18 protein-coding genes are annotated in these 16,342 nt (G+C 35.1%); 1 reads left to right on the top strand and 17 read right to left on the bottom strand.

Annotated features, from left to right (window positions below):
- Window positions 1-4: 4 nt before the first annotated feature.
- From FJR48_RS01615 to rpsB, 9 genes are all read right to left on the bottom strand, one after another.
- Window positions 5-1,111 (bottom strand): multiheme c-type cytochrome, encoded by a 1,107-nt coding sequence (locus tag FJR48_RS01615; protein ID WP_152306434.1) that lies wholly within the window; start codon window positions 1,109-1,111, stop codon window positions 5-7.
- A 92-nt stretch (window positions 1,112-1,203) separates the two neighbouring features.
- Window positions 1,204-2,820: an arginine--tRNA ligase gene (gene argS, locus FJR48_RS01610; RefSeq protein WP_152306433.1), complete on the bottom strand. Its 1,617-nt coding sequence runs from the start codon at window positions 2,818-2,820 to the stop codon at window positions 1,204-1,206.
- A 3-nt stretch (window positions 2,821-2,823) separates the two neighbouring features.
- Window positions 2,824-3,057 carry a Sec-independent protein translocase subunit TatA/TatB gene (locus FJR48_RS01605; protein ID WP_152306432.1) on the bottom strand — a complete coding sequence of 78 codons (234 nt, stop codon included), beginning with the start codon at window positions 3,055-3,057 and terminating at the stop codon, window positions 2,824-2,826.
- 88 nt (window positions 3,058-3,145) lie between these two features.
- Window positions 3,146-3,766: a guanylate kinase gene (gene gmk / locus FJR48_RS01600; protein ID WP_152306431.1), complete on the bottom strand. Its 621-nt coding sequence runs from the start codon at window positions 3,764-3,766 to the stop codon at window positions 3,146-3,148.
- Window positions 3,756-5,345 carry a DNA topoisomerase IV gene (locus tag FJR48_RS01595; RefSeq protein ID WP_152306430.1) on the bottom strand — a complete coding sequence of 530 codons (1,590 nt, stop codon included), beginning with the start codon at window positions 5,343-5,345 and terminating at the stop codon, window positions 3,756-3,758. The genes gmk and FJR48_RS01595 overlap by 11 nt, the downstream gene beginning before the upstream one ends.
- Window positions 5,346-5,381: 36 nt before the next feature.
- Complete coding sequence (fliR, locus tag FJR48_RS01590) at window positions 5,382-6,146, bottom strand: flagellar biosynthetic protein FliR (protein ID WP_152306429.1); 765 nt, start codon at window positions 6,144-6,146, stop codon at window positions 5,382-5,384.
- Between the two features lies 1 nt (window position 6,147).
- Window positions 6,148-6,792 (bottom strand): ABC transporter ATP-binding protein, encoded by a 645-nt coding sequence (locus tag FJR48_RS01585; RefSeq protein ID WP_152306428.1) that lies wholly within the window; start codon window positions 6,790-6,792, stop codon window positions 6,148-6,150.
- Between the two features lie 78 nt (window positions 6,793-6,870).
- Window positions 6,871-7,926, bottom strand: a complete 1,056-nt coding sequence (gene tsf / locus FJR48_RS01580) for a translation elongation factor Ts (protein WP_188108599.1) — start codon at window positions 7,924-7,926, stop codon at window positions 6,871-6,873.
- 2 nt (window positions 7,927-7,928) lie between these two features.
- Window positions 7,929-8,726 carry a 30S ribosomal protein S2 gene (rpsB, locus tag FJR48_RS01575; protein ID WP_152306426.1) on the bottom strand — a complete coding sequence of 266 codons (798 nt, stop codon included), beginning with the start codon at window positions 8,724-8,726 and terminating at the stop codon, window positions 7,929-7,931.
- A gap of 330 nt (window positions 8,727-9,056) precedes the next feature.
- Here rpsB and FJR48_RS01570 point away from each other — a divergent pair, with 330 nt between their 5' ends.
- Entirely contained in the window at window positions 9,057-10,640 is a 1,584-nt protein-coding gene (locus FJR48_RS01570; protein WP_152306425.1) for a DUF3373 family protein, read from the top strand.
- On the opposite strand, the gene bcp is transcribed toward FJR48_RS01570, so the two are convergent.
- From bcp to mqnP, 8 genes are read right to left on the bottom strand one after another with little or no spacing between them, the layout of a single operon-like run.
- Window positions 10,637-11,104 carry a thioredoxin-dependent thiol peroxidase gene (gene bcp / locus FJR48_RS01565; protein WP_152306424.1) on the bottom strand — a complete coding sequence of 156 codons (468 nt, stop codon included), beginning with the start codon at window positions 11,102-11,104 and terminating at the stop codon, window positions 10,637-10,639. The genes FJR48_RS01570 and bcp overlap by 4 nt on opposite strands.
- A 21-nt stretch (window positions 11,105-11,125) precedes the next feature.
- On the bottom strand, window positions 11,126-11,581 hold the full coding sequence (locus FJR48_RS01560; protein WP_152306423.1) for a DUF420 domain-containing protein: 456 nt from the start codon (window positions 11,579-11,581) through the stop codon (window positions 11,126-11,128).
- Window positions 11,582-11,586: 5 nt separating this feature from the next.
- The gene (locus FJR48_RS01555; protein ID WP_152306422.1) at window positions 11,587-12,186 is read right to left on the bottom strand and encodes a DedA family protein; all 600 of its coding nucleotides are present in this window, start codon (window positions 12,184-12,186) and stop codon (window positions 11,587-11,589) included.
- Window positions 12,179-13,201, bottom strand: a complete 1,023-nt coding sequence (murG, locus tag FJR48_RS01550) for an undecaprenyldiphospho-muramoylpentapeptide beta-N-acetylglucosaminyltransferase (protein ID WP_152306421.1) — start codon at window positions 13,199-13,201, stop codon at window positions 12,179-12,181. The genes FJR48_RS01555 and murG overlap by 8 nt, the downstream gene beginning before the upstream one ends.
- The gene (locus FJR48_RS01545) at window positions 13,198-14,370 is read right to left on the bottom strand and encodes an FtsW/RodA/SpoVE family cell cycle protein (protein WP_152306420.1); all 1,173 of its coding nucleotides are present in this window, start codon (window positions 14,368-14,370) and stop codon (window positions 13,198-13,200) included. The genes murG and FJR48_RS01545 overlap by 4 nt, the downstream gene beginning before the upstream one ends.
- Before the next feature lie 20 nt (window positions 14,371-14,390).
- Window positions 14,391-14,918 carry a DUF6115 domain-containing protein gene (locus tag FJR48_RS01540; protein ID WP_152306419.1) on the bottom strand — a complete coding sequence of 176 codons (528 nt, stop codon included), beginning with the start codon at window positions 14,916-14,918 and terminating at the stop codon, window positions 14,391-14,393.
- Window positions 14,918-15,445 carry a hypothetical protein gene (locus FJR48_RS01535; protein WP_152306418.1) on the bottom strand — a complete coding sequence of 176 codons (528 nt, stop codon included), beginning with the start codon at window positions 15,443-15,445 and terminating at the stop codon, window positions 14,918-14,920. The genes FJR48_RS01540 and FJR48_RS01535 overlap by 1 nt, the downstream gene beginning before the upstream one ends.
- On the bottom strand, window positions 15,442-16,302 hold the full coding sequence (gene mqnP, locus FJR48_RS01530; RefSeq protein ID WP_152306417.1) for a menaquinone biosynthesis prenyltransferase MqnP: 861 nt from the start codon (window positions 16,300-16,302) through the stop codon (window positions 15,442-15,444). The genes FJR48_RS01535 and mqnP overlap by 4 nt, the downstream gene beginning before the upstream one ends.
- Window positions 16,303-16,342: the final 40 nt, after the last annotated feature.

The raw sequence follows: 16,342 nt of genomic DNA, 5'->3' as shown, positions 1-16,342 counted from the left end.
TTGCCTACTCTATATTTATATTTTGACTTTTTAAAATTTTGAATTCGGTAGCTGCTTTGTCATCTTGTAAATTTAACTTTTCAACAGCTTTTGGATTTACTATATAGTATCCAAGTATAACTTCTACCGTATCACCGCTTTTTAATTTTTTATCATATTTTACTTTACGTTTTTCATTAGCTTTAATCATGGTATCTTTAACAACTTCGGTAGCCAACCAAGGCATAGAAGGTTTACCTTCGGTACCGATTACTTTTACAAAAGTTTGGGTTTTCAATGCCGTAGATTTTGCATCTCTAATATGATTTACTCTTAATTGTACAACCCTTAGAGGATGTGTCATCAAGTTATGCGGAGCTTTATTATGCACAATAATTTCAAAACTGTTTGAATTTTTTTCAAATCCGAATTCTACGTATTTTTTAAGCATTTGAGGTTTTGTGTGAGCACCTGCAAATCCGTGAAAAGAGTGTTGTTTGCTTATACGAACCGTTGTAGCCGAGCCGTCAACTTTTGGCATATGACAAGTTATACAGTTTGTTTTTTTATCCTTAGCACCCTCTTCTTCTGTTGTACATACTGAAAACTCATGTGAATTTTGTTTATGTGAATGACAACCCATACATACATTTGCGTTATAAAAATTTTCATTTGTATAATCCAGATCATGGTATGCAGAACCCGTAGTTGTAACGTTCATACCAAAAAGTGAACTCTCTTTTTTATAAATTACTTTTTCATTTTCTCTACCAATCTCAGCAGAGTAAAACTTCTTTTTCTCACCGGAATAAATATTTTTATTTGATTGGGCGTGTTTTTCTACATTTGAAATAGTATGGCAACTTATACATGAAATACCCTCTTTTTGAGCCTTAGCTTCTTTAGCGTTTGGAGTATGGCATTTTGCACATTTATAATTACCTTTGGCAGATGCGGGGTGTTTATCCCATACGGCTTTATGAATTTTGTCATCATATATAGATGATTTTTTATGCATTGAGTTCTCAAACTCTTGTGCTATTAACGGATGACATTTTTTACATGCAGCCGTATCGTGTGTAGATGCAAAAAGAATTGTAGTAATAGATAAAATATAAAGTAAAACTTTCATACCTAAACCTTATTTTTGATATAGGTTGAATTCTATCTAAGAATAAATATTTTTACTTGATTTGTATCAATAAGAGGACAAAAAACCTCTTATTAATTAGCTTCGTCATCTTTAAACATTCTATCTTTTGCTTCTATGCCCATTAAAGATAGACCTGTTTTAATAGAGAGTGCAACTACCATCAAAAGTTTAAGCAGTTTTGCTTCATCTTCACGCCCTATTATACGAACATCATAATAAAATTTATGTAGAGATGCCGCTAAAGACTGTAGATAATCAGGCAGTTTTTGAACTTGACGTGAGCTGAATGCATCTTCGATTACCTCAGGAAGCAATAATGCATCAAATAGCAGGGTATCTGCCTGTTCATCAAAACCTTTAAGTGACGCAGCCATGATATCATCTTCACTTAAATCACTTTTTGAGATTATAGTTTTGATGCGCGCATGAGCATACTGTATATAAAAGATAGGGTTTGAGCTATCTTGTTTTTTTAGTGATTCTACATCAAATTCCAAAGAGGTGTCGCTCTTTTTAGATGCAAAGATAAAACGTAATGCATCTGCACCTATCTCATCTACTATATCACTCATAAGTATAACGTTACCTGCACGTTTACTCATCTTATACGGCTCACCGTCTTTTAACAGACTAACCATCTGAGAAAGCAGTACCTCTAATTTATTTGAATCGTATCCAAGATATTCGATAGCTGCATTCACACGCGGAATATACCCATGGTGGTCAGCACCCCATATATTTATATAGTGATCATACCCGCGCTCAAATTTTTGGTTATGGTAAACTATGTCTCCCGCAAGATAAGTTGGACGTTTGTCTTCACGAACTACAACTCTGTCGTTATCATCACCCTTAACTTCAGATGCCAGCCAGATTTTCTCATCTTTTTCATAAATGGCATTTGCATCGTTGTTTGCCATTTTAGACATAACTCTGTCCCAGTCATCATACAAAGAGGACTCATTTACAAAAGTATCAAAAAAGATATTTGTATCGGCTAAAGTTTTTGTAACAATCTCCATTACTCCGTCTTTTGCCCAAATAGCGAGCTCTTTTTGACGAGATTCATCCGTGATTATTTCTTCGCCGAATTTTTTTATAGCATCACGAGCCAATGCATCTAGATACTCGCCACGATAATAACTCTCTGGATATTCAACCTCTTGCTTTAGTATGTTTTCTTTTGCATATAGTTGGATAGATAGACCCAGTAAGTCTATTTGGTTACCGGCATCGTTTACATAATACTCAGCCGTGATATCATAACCTAAATGTTTTGCCAAACGATAAAGCGTATCACCGTAAACTGCTCCACGGGCATGTCCTATATGAAGCGGTCCTGTCGGATTTGCACTAACGAACTCTAAAAGGATTTTTTCTTTTTTCTCATCAGTTCCAAACATTTGAGAGTTATCCAAAGCCCACGAACCATATTCGTTTAAAAAATCTTCACTCAAACGAAAATTCAAATAACCTTTTACAGATTCAACTTTTGAAAAAACTTCATTACTCTCATCAAAAGAAGAAGCAAGCTCTTCAGCAATAACCATCGGTGATTTTCTTAATTCTTTAGCAAGTGAAAAAGCGATTGGGGTGGCAAAATGACCAAAAGAACGGTCACGCGGTTTTTCTAAAACTACTTCACGACCTAACTTGTCGTGAAGATATGATTGTACACGTTGTTTCAAGGCTTACGCTTGTGTAGTATTTTTTGGAGCTTCTGTAGATGTCGAGTCCTCTTCTGAACCCTCAACTTTTTTAGGTTCATTTGATGCAACTTCCGTAGAGTCGTCTTTCATCTCTGCTTTGAAGTTTTTGATACCTTTTCCAAGACCTTTAGCTAGGTCAGGTATTTTTTTCGCACCAAATAACAATACAATTATTCCAAAAATTATAAGTAGTTCTGTTCCACTAGGCATTCCCATAGTTGTTTCCTTGTTTTAAAATTAAATTCTGTGAGTATATCTTTTTTTTGCTGTAAATACTCTTATCGTGTATTATATTACGAGTTTGTTAAATATCTTCCCACATTTGAGCAAATTCGTTTATCTCATTACCTGCTATTTTTAATCTTGCCGCTTTAGCAATCGTTCTTAAAATTTGAGCTGCTTTATCTAAATCATCGTTAACTATCAAAAAATCATATTCACTTATACGTTGGATCTCTCTTTTAGCCATCTTTATACGTCTGTCTATAACTTCTTGTGAGTCTGTTTGTCTAGCCTCTAAGCGATGCTTTAACTCTGAGAGTGTAGGTGGAGAAATAAAAACGGAGGTTGTAATATCCCCAAGTCTGTTAGTTACAACGGTATTACCTTGCACATCTATATCAAATATAACAAGTTTACCGTCTTTTAAAGCTTCTTTTACCGGTTTTATGGATGTACCGTAGTAGTTACCGTGGACATGGGCATATTCTAAAAACATCTCTTCTTCTATATCTTTTTCGAACTCTTTTTCATCTACAAAATGATAATGAACACCGTCTATTTCCCCTTCGCGCATAGGACGGGTTGTAGTTGAAATAGAAAAATAACACTCCCCTACATCATTAATTATCTCATTTAAAAGTGTACTTTTACCTGCCCCGCTTGGGCCTGAAAGTACTAATATAGCACCACTTTTATGATTCACTTTTATCGCCGCCTAATTCTATATTTATATTAATTTTCATACCCTTCATTGAAGCGGCTACGTCTTCATTGGTTAAAGCTTTTAGAAGTTTTTTAAGTGATTCTACACCATCATTATTTGCTTCTATATTAGTATTTGCAGGAATTTCAGGTTCTTCTTCATCTAAAGTCGTTTCTATATCGCTTGGTGCTTCTTCTGCTTCTAAGTCATCCTCGTTCATCTCTCCGACTGCCATTCTTAAACTATCTGCAGTTAAAGAAGCAAATTCGTCCATATCTATTTCGGAATTTAACTCCTCTTCCGTTAATTCCTCTTCAGCTGATTCTATAAGTTCTTCTAAATTTTCATCCCCTAAAATACTCTCATCTTCTAAACTTAATTCTTCATCTAGTTCTAAATCTTCTTCTGCTTCATCACTATCAGTTTCTAAGTTTTCATCCTCAAAACCTTCTGTATCATCCAAATCTAACTCTTCATCGTGAGTATTATCTGCATCTTCAATATCATCCAAATTTAAATCATGTTCATCTTCTAAACTTAATTCTTCATCTAGTTCTAAATCTTCTTCCTCTGCCTCATCATTCTCTATTTCTGAGCCTTCATCTTCAAAACTTTCTATATCGTCTAAGTCTAACTCTTCATCGTGAGTATTATCTGCATCTTCAATATCATCTAAATCTAATTCTTCGTTACTTTCAGCATCTACTTCTTCATCTTCTAAACTTAACTCTTCATCTAGTTCTAAATCTTCTTCCTCTGCCTCATCACTCTCTGTTTCCGAGCCTTCATCCTCAAAACTTTCTATATCGTCTAAGTCTAACTCTTCGTCACTCTCGGCATTTTCTTTTTCATCTAAATCCAATTCGTCCAAGTCTAAATCTTCATCGAGAGTTTTATCTTCATCTTCAATATCTTCTTCATTTTCTTCCAAAAGATTTTGTACCTCTTGAAGTTCATCTTTATCTAAAATAGATTCTAAATCTTCTTCCTCATCCAAATCGTCTAGATTTAATTCATCATCTTCGGAGTCTTCATCTTCCAAATCATTTAAATCCAAATCTGCATCAAGCTCTTGTGAATCTTCAACTTCAATATCATCTAAATCTAGCTCTGCATCAAGTTCTTCCATATCTTCTTTGTCTAAACCGTCATCTTCAATACTGTCTAGCTCTAAATCATCATTTATTGCGTCTTCTTCATCCAGGTTTATCTCTTCATCTTCTTCAATTTCATCAAGTTCATTATCGTCTTCTTCAACTTCCTCATCACGACCTAAGTTTGAGAAAAGTTCTACCATATCCGTAGGTAAAAAAGGTTTTTTAAGCGTAGAAGTAAAACCTTCTTCTGCTTGTCCGTCTTTTGCAAAAATATATAAAGATTTAGTATATGTGATTTTTTCTTTTAGTTCCTGCATCAACTCTTGGCTAAACATACTATCATCAACAACAACTAAATCATATGAGCCTGCAGATATTTCTTCAATATTTGCGACTATTTCTACTTCATCAGAAGTTTTTTGAGCACTTAAAGTTACTAATTTATTTACAACCGGATTATCATTTAAGAGTAAAATTTTCAAGACTTTTTCCTTTGTAGTTATTGTATCAAAAAAAACCTAAAAAAGTATCTCCAGATAGTTAAAAGCTTCTTGAACATGACTTTTAAATACTAACATCGTAGAAGTAAGTATCGCTATTAATACTATAAACGCAAATGCGATTTTAATAGGAAACCCGATTACAAGAAGATTAAACTGCGGCATTGTTTTCATAAGCATCCCAAAAATAACATCTTGTAAAAATGTAAGAGCTATAATAGGAAATGCTATGATAAATCCGACCAAAAACATTTTTGAAGATGCTTCAATCGTATATCTAAATAAATTTTCCTGCATTAAAAATCCGCCGAGTGGAATTTGAGATAATGAATCATTTATAAATAAAAGCAACCAATGATGCATATCTATAGATAAAAGAACCATAAGTGCAAGAAGAGATAAAAACTGTGAAATTATAGGCATCGAAACACCGGTCTGAGGGTCAATAGCACTTGCCATGGAAAAGCCCATCATAAACGATATCTGCCCACCTGCAAATGTTATAACGTTATAAGCCACTTGAAGGACTACCCCTATGGCTAAACCAAATAATACCTCGCTAAGTATTGCAATTATTACACTTAAAATATTTAACGGAATATCCAACGGGGGCATTGATGAGTAAAATACGATTGCAAATACAAAAGCTAAAGCCGCTTTTATACTTTGAGGAATATTTTGGTGTGAAAATATAGGCGCTGCCATAAACATAGCGGCAAATCTAAAAAATAAAAGTATAAAACCGACTACGTAATCTTGAGTGAAAACTTGCGCCCAGGACATCTTACTTAACCCTAACTAACTCTTTGTTTTGTAGTTTATATACTATATTGCAATCCATTGCAAACTCTTCATTGTGCGTAACGAGCACCATTCCGGCTTCTTCTTCATCTATATAGTCAAAAAAGATTTTTTTAACTTCATCTCCTGTTACGTTATCTAAGTTTCCCGTAGGTTCATCCACAAAAAGAATTTTAGGTTTTTTTGTTAAAACTCTGGCGATGGAGATGCGTTGCTGTTGTCCGCCTGAGAGTTCTGTAACTTTTTGTTGTAGCGTATTTTCTACCCCTAATCTCTTTAATAACTTTTTATCAATATCCTCATCAGATAAAATTGCAGATATTTCAAGATTTTCTTCAACCGAAAAACCGCGAAAAAGATAGTGTTGCTGAAATACAAGCCCAAGGTCTTTTCTCTTAACACGTTCCAACTCTTTTTCTTTCATTGAGGTTACGTTTTTACCAAAAAGATAAACTTCCCCTTCACTTGGTACTAATAATGTCGAGAGTATATTTAACAGAGTGGATTTTCCGCTTCCGCTTAAACCTATAATAGCCATGCTTTGCTTTGCATCTAAGTTCAATGAAACGTTTGAAAAAAGTTCAGTATCGAAAGAATGCGAAAGGTTATTTGCTTTTAATAAATTCATGCATGAATTATAGCAAAAAAAAAAGGCTAGAACCGAAGTCCCAGCCTTAAAAGAAATTAGAAAGTCTAATTAAGGGCATTAACCCATTTGTGCAGCAACTTCTGCCGCGAAATCATCAGTAGCTTTTTCGATACCTTCACCAACTTCAAGACGGATAAAATCAACAATCTCAGCAGTTCCGCCAAGAGCTTTTGCATGTGCCTCAACAGCTTCTGCTACAGTTTTTTTATCATCTAGTACATAAGTTTGATCAAGTAAAGCTTGCTCTTTATCTAAAGTAGTATTGTCATCGATAAAACGAGCTAATGAACCAGGAACGATTTTGTCCCAAATTTGCTCAGGTTTACCCTGCTCTTTTAACGTAGCTTTGATATCTTCTTCTGCTTGAGCTATAACTTCATCAGTAAGTTGCATCATTGAAACGTATGTAGGAACATTTTTAAGAGTCTTACCTAAACGTGATAACTCTTCGTTTTCTTTTTTGATAGCTTCGATTCTACCTTTTGTTTCAGACTCTACAAACGCAGGGTCAAAATCTTTAAATGAAAGAGTTTGAGGTTTCATTGCAGATGCGTGCATTGCAACTTGTTTCATAACGTCTCTCATACCTTCAGCAGTTTTAGCTGAATCACATTTAGCTTTAACGATAACTGCGATACGGTTGTTTGAGTGAACATAACCGTTCATCGCAATAGTATCATCTTCAGCTTCCAATGTACCAAAACGACGAAGTTCGATTTTCTCACCGATTTTAGCTGTTTCTTCTGTGAAGTATCTACCGAATTCTGTTGACATAACTGTATCTACATCAGCAGGATTGTTTGAATATACTTCTTCAGTAGTTTTAAGAACAAGGTTTTGGAAACCTTCATTTTTTGCAACGAAGTCAGTTTCAGAGTTAATCTCAACTACGGTAGCTTTTGAAAAATCATCAGCAATTTTAAGTCCGACAAGACCTTCAGCTGCAACACGCTCAGAAGCTTTTTTAGCAGCTTTAGCGATACCACGCTCTTTTAGCCACTCAGTCGCTTTTGCCATGTCTCCGTCATTTTCAACTAATGCTTTTTTACAATCCATCATCGGCGCATCAGTAGCTGCGCGTAATTCTTTTACTTGTGCTGCTGTAACTGCCATGATTATGCTTCCTCTGTAGTTTCTTCTGTTTTAGCAGCTTCTTCTTCAGCCGGAGCTTCTTCTGCCGCTACTTCCGCTTGTGCTTCTTCTATTTTAGCTTCAGCATCTTCACTTTGACCATCACGTAATGCTTTACCTTCATTTATAGCTTCAGCCATCTCTTTACAAAATAGTTGAATTGAACGGATAGCATCATCATTACCCGGAATTGGATAATCGATTACGTCAGGGTCACAGTTAGTATCTAGTGGAGCTACAACTTTGATTCCTAGTTTGTTTGCTTCTAAAACTGCAGTGTGCTCTTTAACGGCATCTACAACAAACATCATATCAGGTAATCTTTTCATATCACGGATACCACCGAAATACTGCTCTAATTTCTCTTTTGTACGAGAAAGCATTAAAGCTTCTTTTTTAGTTAAAAGATCGATTTGACCGTTTTCTTGCATCTCCGTGATAGCATCAAGTTTACGAATAGATTTTTGAATAGTTGGAAAGTTAGTAAGCATACCGCCTAACCATCTGTTATCTACATACGGCATACCACAAGCGATAGCTGCATCACGAACTGAAACGCGAGCTTGTTTTTTTGTACCAACGAAAAGAACAGTTTGTCCTTCAGCTGCTGCATCTACAACGATTTGGTATGTGTTACGGAAATAACGTAAAGTTTTTTGTAAATCGATAATATAGATATTTTTACGAACACCGAAAATGTATTTTTTCATTTTTGGGTTCCAACGACGAGTTTGGTGTCCGAAGTGTACACCACACTCCAATAGGTCTTTCATAGTTACCATATAAGGTCCTTTAAAGGCTTCCGTCTTCTTTTTGCGGAGCCAGAATTTTTACTAGTTTTCTTTGAAAATGTCGGACAGGTCTTTCTAAAAATAGAGAGTTGCACTAGCTTTTTGACACAATCTGTTTAATATTTCCTTGTGCTTTGCAGAAGAAAAATCGCGCAATTATACTAAAAAAACATTTAATTAAAGCTTGATTTATATATATTTATAGCTTTTATTACATTTTTATCACAATTTAAAATTATTTTTATATTTTTTTTGTATAGTTTGCTATGAAGTATAAAAAAGTATTATATTACATAATACTTTTTTCATAAAGGTAAATAAATGAAAAAGCCACTCGTTATATCTCTTGTAACTGCTACTTTACTAAGTACGAATGTTTACGCACAATCCATGTATGAAAAATTTGAAGCTATGCAAAAAGAGATGCAGATGCTAAAACAAGAAGTAGCAACTCTAAAAAAAGAAAAGAATTCTGAGCCTGAAGCACAAATGGCTGAAAAAGATACAGATGAAGAAGAAGCTATTTCAATAGAAGAGGAAGATGACGATTTAGAAGAAACATTAGAATTCTTTGATTCTAAAATCTCCCAACTAAATAAAGCTACAAGCGGTAATCGCCTAAAATTTGGGGCAGATTATCGTTTTACTTTAGATAATATCAAATATACGATGGCTGATAAAAGTAAAGCCAAAAACGATGCTCTTATGACTAACCGCTTATGGATAAATATGTTTTGGAAAGCAAACAATGAACTAAGTTTTCGTGCCCAAGTTGCATATCAAAAAGCATACGGAGCTAGAAGCGGTGCATCCAATCCTGCTTCATCATCGTATGAAAATTTTGACTGGGTTACAAACGAAAATGCATATGATGGAAATATGAGACTTAAAAATGCTTACTTTTTTTATAAAAATGATACTTTTGCATCTTTAGACGTACCTTGGACATTCAGTATAGGTCGTCGTCCATCTACAAACGGTCATCTTATAAACTACCGCGATAACGATATAAGTTCATCCCCTATGGCTCATACGGTAAATGTTGAATTTGACGGATTAAGTTCAAAATTTACTCTCTCAAAAGAGTGGGGTACATATGTAAAGTTTTGTGCAGGTCGCGGTTTAAGCAATGCAGCACCTAAATTTTCATATGCGCCGTATGCCGAGACTACCGATATACCTGAAATTGATTTGCTCGGCCTTATCTTTGTTCCTTTCAATAGCGGTCAGTATTCATTAAATACGCAATACTATTATGCCAATAACCTTATAGATTCCGTAAGCCCAACAGATCAAACTCTAGGCTTTGATACGGTCGGGGGTATGCATAGCTTTACGGCTAATCTTTTATTTAAAGGTATCGGAAATGAGTGGAGTGATTTTTTAGACGAGAGTACTTTTTTTATAAGTGGAGCTTACACTAAAACCGATCCAAAAGACAATAAACGTATGCTTTACGGTGCAACGGATGAAAACGGAGCTACACAAACAGGAGATTCCAAAACAGGTTATTCTTACTGGATTGGGGCTCAATTTCCTTCTCTTATAAGCAAAGACGGAAATTGGGGCTTGGAGTTTAACCACGGAAGCAGATATTTTAGAAGTATTACATATGCTGAAGATACAAATATCGGTTCTAAAGTTGCTGCTCGCGGTAATGCTTATGAAGCTTATTTTACGGAATATCTTGTAGAAAAATACTTAAGTATGCAAATACGTGCTACATATATAGATTACAAATATACCGGAAGCAACGGTTTCTTTGGAGCAACAAGCGGAGCATCTATGGAGATAGACAAGATTAAAACGGCAGCTGCGGCAGGAGATGCCGCGTCACAAGCTATGCTACCGATGATTGTGGATAAAGCACAAGACATTAGATTTTACATAAGATATTCGTATTAACCCTGAAGAGCTTTTAGCTCTTCTTTCACTTTGGCAACATGGTCTTTTACACGTACATTTTCAAAAACCGCTTTTACTATTCCTTCGGGATTTATAATATATGTTGAACGCACAATCCCCATATACTCTTTTCCATAGTTTTTCTTTAGTTGCCATACACCGAATTTTTGCATCATTGAGGTATCTTCATCACTTAACAGTGTAATACCTAAATCTTTTTTCTCTATAAAATTACGATGTTTTTTTGTAGAGTCGGCACTTACGCCTAAAATAATTGCATCCAAGTCACTAAAATCAGGCAAAGCTTGTGTAAATTCACACGCTTCAGTAGTACAACCCGGAGTATTGTCTTTTGGATAAAAGTACAAAACCATCCACTTTCCTTTTAAATCACGAGAACATATCTCTACATCATCTTGATTTGGAAGACAAAACTCCGGCATTTTTTCATCGATTTTCAACATTATTAACTTTCCTTTTTATAATTAATATACGAATAAAAGCAGATAAACCCATATCCCGCTTAAAGAGGTTAGAACCACTCCGCTAAAAGTTATTTTACCTATTTTCACATGCCTGTTTTCTCTTAAATATTTTTTTGCTCTTGTAATAGCCATTACCCAGACAAAAAGTGTAATAGTTGCTATTATAATATGGGCTATTAATACTATAAATGCATAATTGTGCGATACACTGCTTCCCTTCATAAAAGCATCAAAGCCGCCACCGATTCTAACACCCATCTCAAAATATGTAACTACTATTAAAGATGTTACAAACAACGTGTATTGAGCTAGTTGGTGTATTTTATATTTTTTTCTTTTTGCAAAAAGTATTGCAACCATCATTAAAAATGGTAAAAAAGCTACAATAATTGTTACAAAGTCCATAAAAAACGGAGCTCTTGTGCCTAAAAAACCATTTTCAAACATATAATTCATCTAAATTATCCTTTATTTTTTTGATACTTATAATACATAAATCCTATTATACCTAAGCTGATTAGGATAATATAAGTAATTTGCTTAAGATATAGGCTAATCAACTCTTGATTTTGACCTATGAAATATCCAAGCAAAGTCAATATTAACGCCCAAATTCCTGCACCTAAAGCTGTATAAACAGAAAAAACGGCTATATTCATACGGCTTAATCCCGCAGGTATCGATATCAGCTGACGGATGCCCGGTAATAATCTTCCCGTAAAAGTTGATATTGCTCCGTGTGATTCAAAAAACTTATCCATTTTAGAGAGGGCACTCTCTTTAATAAAAAAATATTTACCGTATTTTTGCAATATTTTTCTACCCAGCAGAAGTGCCAAGTAGTAATTTATAAATGCACCAAGTAAACTTCCGCCCACTCCGCTTAACATTACCATAGATATACTCATCCTGCCCTCGGCTGCCAAAAAACCGGCAGGAACCATAATTATTTCACTAGGAAACGGTATAAACGACGACTCGACTGCCATTAGTAAAAATATCCCTAGATACCCCCAATCAAAGATTAAATCAACTAAATCTTGTGCTAATTCCCTAATCATTTAATACCCTGAAAACATCGTCTATCATTTTTTTTGCCACATCTTTATGTGAGTATTGTAAAAGTGTCTGACTTTTTTCTTTTAAAGGCTCTTTTAAAATATGTAAGAGTTTAGTTTTAAGACCTTCACCCTCTCGCTCACACCAACCCAAATCATTCTCAACAATAAATGAAGCATTATAAAACTGGTGATCTTTTGCTGCATATGGATACGGCACATATAAAGCGGGACATCCTGATGCCGTTAGCTCCCAAAGTGTAGAAGCACCTGCTCGGCTTACTGCCAAATCAGCTTTTGTAATTAAACTCGGCAATTCTTTCGTAAAAGCATAAAGTTCTGCATCTACCCCTAGCTTTTCATACTCGTTTTTTACCCTATCAAAATCTGTTTCGCCTGCTTGATGTATAATATAGATGCCCTTATTTTTAAGCTCCTCTGCTACACTGAGTGCCAAATCGTTTATCGCTTTAGCACCTTGACTTCCACCCATAAATATAATTGTTTTTAGCTCATCTCTTACACGTGCATTTTTGAAAAATACATCTTTCACCGGATATCCTTGTATAATAGATGCACTGTCATACGCAGATATAAAACGTTTTGCATATGGTTTTAACAAAGAGTTTAATCTACCCTCAATTGCATTTTGTTCATGTATAAATAAAGGTTTAAACATACTGAGAGTCGCAAAAGATGCAGGTGCTGCGGAAAAACCGCCTACACTGTATGTAGCATCTATGTTATGCTGTTTTAATATCTTACGAGATTTTAAAAAGGCTAAAAATACTTTATATAATGCTTTTAGTTTTCCAAATCCTTTTTGGTTAACTACACCCGTTGTATCTAAAAAATAAACATGAGAAAACTTGGAATTAGACTCAAAATATTTTCTGTCTTGACCTTTTAGTGACCCTATAAAAATAGCCTGATGCCCTTCTTTAACGGCAGCTTCTACTAAAGCCTCCGCTATCACAAGATGCCCTCCCGTTCCACCGCCGGTTATACACAACTTCACAGTTTTTTCTCCAGATTTACTTTTTTACTTGCCATTAAAATCATACCTATCCCGATAGAGGAAGCGAGTATCGCACTACCGCCGTAACTTAAAAACGGAACAGATATACCTTTAATAGGCGTAATCCCACTAATCCCGTAAGCATTTACCAAAAATGCAAAACTAAGCATAAGACCTATTCCCAGTGAAAAAAGATAGATACGAGAATCATCTGAGCGATTTGCTATTGTAAATATACGTTTTATTATCCACATAAAGATAAAAACAACAAAAACTACCCCTGCAAAACCAAATTCTTCGGCAAGTCCCGCCAATACAAAATCGGTATGGACCTCAGATAAAAATCCAAGTTTAAAAGTACCGTTTGCAAGACCTACTCCAAATAAACCGCCGTTGTGTATAGCATTTAGTGAATGCCCTATCTGGTATGGCACGACATCTGTAGGAACTCTTAACTCGTTTGCCAATATATCGGGCAAAAATGAAAGAACGGTATCTTGTGCCGATGCCCACCATGATTTTATACGTAAAATTCTGTGCTCGGCCGTAAAAATAAAAAGCAAGAAAAATATCAATGCCCCAAGGAGTAAGGTAAGGAAAAATCTAAAACTACTACCTGCAAACATTAACATAAACAGTAAAGTAAGTCCTAAAACTACAACTTGACCCAAGTCGTTTTGAACAAATGCAATAATAAACATAACACCTATAAATACTAAAGCATAAGGAGCAAAACGTTTAAACTCGTTTGTAAGTCCCATACCGTCGTGATGTCCTAGTTTTCTCGTAAAACTCCATGCCAAAAAATATATAAAACCTATTTTAAAAAATTCTACTGGTGCAATTGAGAAACCTAAAATTTTAATCCATCTCTTAGCACCTCCGACTGCCGAAACCAAAGACTCGGGCAAAAACGGCATAGCTATCATTAAAATAATAGAACCAAAAAAAAGTGTAAATCCAAGAGGTGTCAGATGCTTATCGGGATTTAGCTGAGCTATACTCCAAATAGTCAATATACTTATAAAACCGAAAATACTTTGTCTAATCGCAAAATGAAATTCACCGACTCCAAAAAGTATAGTTGTATAAGCAGACAGACTATAGGCTAAAATAATACTAATACCGATTAGAATTACTACTAATGTAAAAAGTTTTCTATCTGCCAAGATTCATACCCATAACACTGTTACTTTATCTCATTAATTTTTAATACAAATTCAACTTCCGCTTTTGAAATATGCAACTCTTTGGATATGGTTTCAATATTAACACCTTGTTTATAAAGTGAGATTACTTTTGTGTCATCATTTGCATGGATTGAACCGGGAATCGATATCTGTTTAACACCGCTCTCTAAGTTTGATACGCGAGTATCAACCTGAGCTTCAATCATATCTACACTCTCTTGCATCTGCTTAAGTGCCTGAGACAAAGGGTGGACTAAGTCATACACGCTTCGCTCTATCTCTTGATAAATCTCTTCATCACTCATGTGCTTTGAATTCACTTTACTCTTAACTTCTAACTCTTTAGTATTTTTTTTCAAATAAAAAATTTCTCTGTTTAACTCTTCTACAACAGATGCAATAGAGTGGATATTTCTATTGTAGAGTGCATCCTTAGAGTAAACATAATAAAGCAGATAAAGGATAATTCCCGCCATAATCACTACGATATATTCTAACTGAAAATACTCTAAAAGCTCTGATGGCATCAAGAGTCCTTCTTTTGTTTTGCTTCACGGATAAGTACACGTTCACGGGCAGCCAGATATGAACTCCACTCTTTTGCATCTCTCTCATGTATTTGAATAATTTCGGCTAAGGAGTTATCTACTGCTTTAAAATATACCGCAACATCTCTTTTTGGATGCACAGGCATAGTTATACGACCGTAATACTCTAAGCCTTTTTCTAAAACAGGCTCTTTTATATGAAAATGTTCATGCCCTATAGAGTCGATATCTGCAGATACGTCAAGTTCAATTCTTTTTGGTTTATCGCCTTTTATGGTCATCTCCAACTTATCAATCTTTCTGTGCAATTCAACCATAAGATTTAAAAGTACATCATCCGTATCGCGAGTCTCACCTCTGGCTTTTGCGAGTTTCAGCCATTGGCTTATCGGATCTTCATCACTGTCACTTAGTTGTTGGAACTCTCTTGCATACTCTTCTTTTTTTTCGTCTGATAATTTTGAAAACTCCAAACTTATCGGAGCGGGAATTAAACGCACACTCATACTGCCAACCTATCCATTACTACTAAAATAAAAAAGAAAATGCCAAGATATCCATTTACCGTAAAAAAAGCTCTATCTATCTTTGTAAAATCTTTCCTCACCAAATGGTGCTCATACCCAAGCATAAAAGCACTAAGGACTACTGCCGTCCATGCAAAAACACCAAGTGATGCTACCCATACGAACATTGCCCAAAACACAACACTTAAACCGTGAAAAATTGAAGATATAAAAAGTGTAGCATCCGAGCCGTATTTTGAAGGGATAGAATGCAGGTTATTTTGTATATCAAACTCTATATCTTGAAGTGAGTATAACAAATCAAATCCCGCAACCCAAAATATTACACCGAGTGATAGTAAAACCGACCAAGGAGTTATCTCTGCACTTACGGCTATTACACCGGCGATTGGAGCAAGTCCCAAAGATATACCTAAAATAATATGTGCCAAAGATGAAAAACGTTTAAAATATGAATAACTGCCAAGCACAAATAAAATAGGAAAACTTAACCAAAATGCCAGAGAGTTTATCATATAAGCTACCGCTACAAAAACAAAAGCATTTACAGCTATGAAGATTAAGATGCTACTCGCATCTATACGTCCATCCACACTCGGACGACTCTCGGTTCTAGGATTATCTGCATCTATATCACGGTCTGCAAAACGGTTTAATCCCATTGCAAAGTTTCTTGCACTAACAGCTGCTAAAACTCCAAAAATAAGAAGCGTAAAGCCAAACCATCCATCCGCAGCCACGACCATAGCTATAAAAATAAACGGCAATGAAAATATAGAGTGCTCAAACATTACCAGTTCGTTAAAATCTTTTATTTTGTCTATGTACTTTTGCAAATAAATTCCTATAAAATACTATTTTAGATATTTTATCCAA

The organism is Sulfurimonas lithotrophica, assembly GCF_009258225.1.
Classification (GTDB): Bacteria; Campylobacterota; Campylobacteria; order Campylobacterales; family Sulfurimonadaceae; genus Sulfurimonas; species Sulfurimonas lithotrophica.
Note: the sequence above shows the minus strand (reverse complement) of the source record. Positions and strands in the feature narration are given on the sequence as shown.

Excerpts from the sequence above, each read along its gene's own strand:
- FJR48_RS01615 (WP_152306434.1), bottom strand. The coding sequence starts at position 1,111 with ATGAAAGTTTTACTTTATATTTTATCTATTACTACAATTCTTTTTGCA.
- FJR48_RS01605 (WP_152306432.1), bottom strand. The coding sequence starts at position 3,057 with ATGGGAATGCCTAGTGGAACAGAACTACTTATAATTTTTGGAATAATT.
- fliR (WP_152306429.1), bottom strand. The coding sequence starts at position 6,146 with ATGTCCTGGGCGCAAGTTTTCACTCAAGATTACGTAGTCGGTTTTATA.
- FJR48_RS01585 (WP_152306428.1), bottom strand. The coding sequence starts at position 6,792 with ATGAATTTATTAAAAGCAAATAACCTTTCGCATTCTTTCGATACTGAA.
- tsf (WP_188108599.1), bottom strand. The coding sequence starts at position 7,926 with ATGGCAGTTACAGCAGCACAAGTAAAAGAATTACGCGCAGCTACTGAT.
- rpsB (WP_152306426.1), bottom strand. The coding sequence starts at position 8,726 with ATGGTAACTATGAAAGACCTATTGGAGTGTGGTGTACACTTCGGACAC.
- FJR48_RS01570 (WP_152306425.1), top strand. The coding sequence starts at position 9,057 with ATGAAAAAGCCACTCGTTATATCTCTTGTAACTGCTACTTTACTAAGT.
- bcp (WP_152306424.1), bottom strand. The coding sequence starts at position 11,104 with ATGTTGAAAATCGATGAAAAAATGCCGGAGTTTTGTCTTCCAAATCAA.
- FJR48_RS01560 (WP_152306423.1), bottom strand. The coding sequence starts at position 11,581 with ATGAATTATATGTTTGAAAATGGTTTTTTAGGCACAAGAGCTCCGTTT.
- FJR48_RS01555 (WP_152306422.1), bottom strand. The coding sequence starts at position 12,186 with ATGATTAGGGAATTAGCACAAGATTTAGTTGATTTAATCTTTGATTGG.
- FJR48_RS01540 (WP_152306419.1), bottom strand. The coding sequence starts at position 14,918 with ATGCCATCAGAGCTTTTAGAGTATTTTCAGTTAGAATATATCGTAGTG.
- FJR48_RS01535 (WP_152306418.1), bottom strand. The coding sequence starts at position 15,445 with ATGAGTGTGCGTTTAATTCCCGCTCCGATAAGTTTGGAGTTTTCAAAA.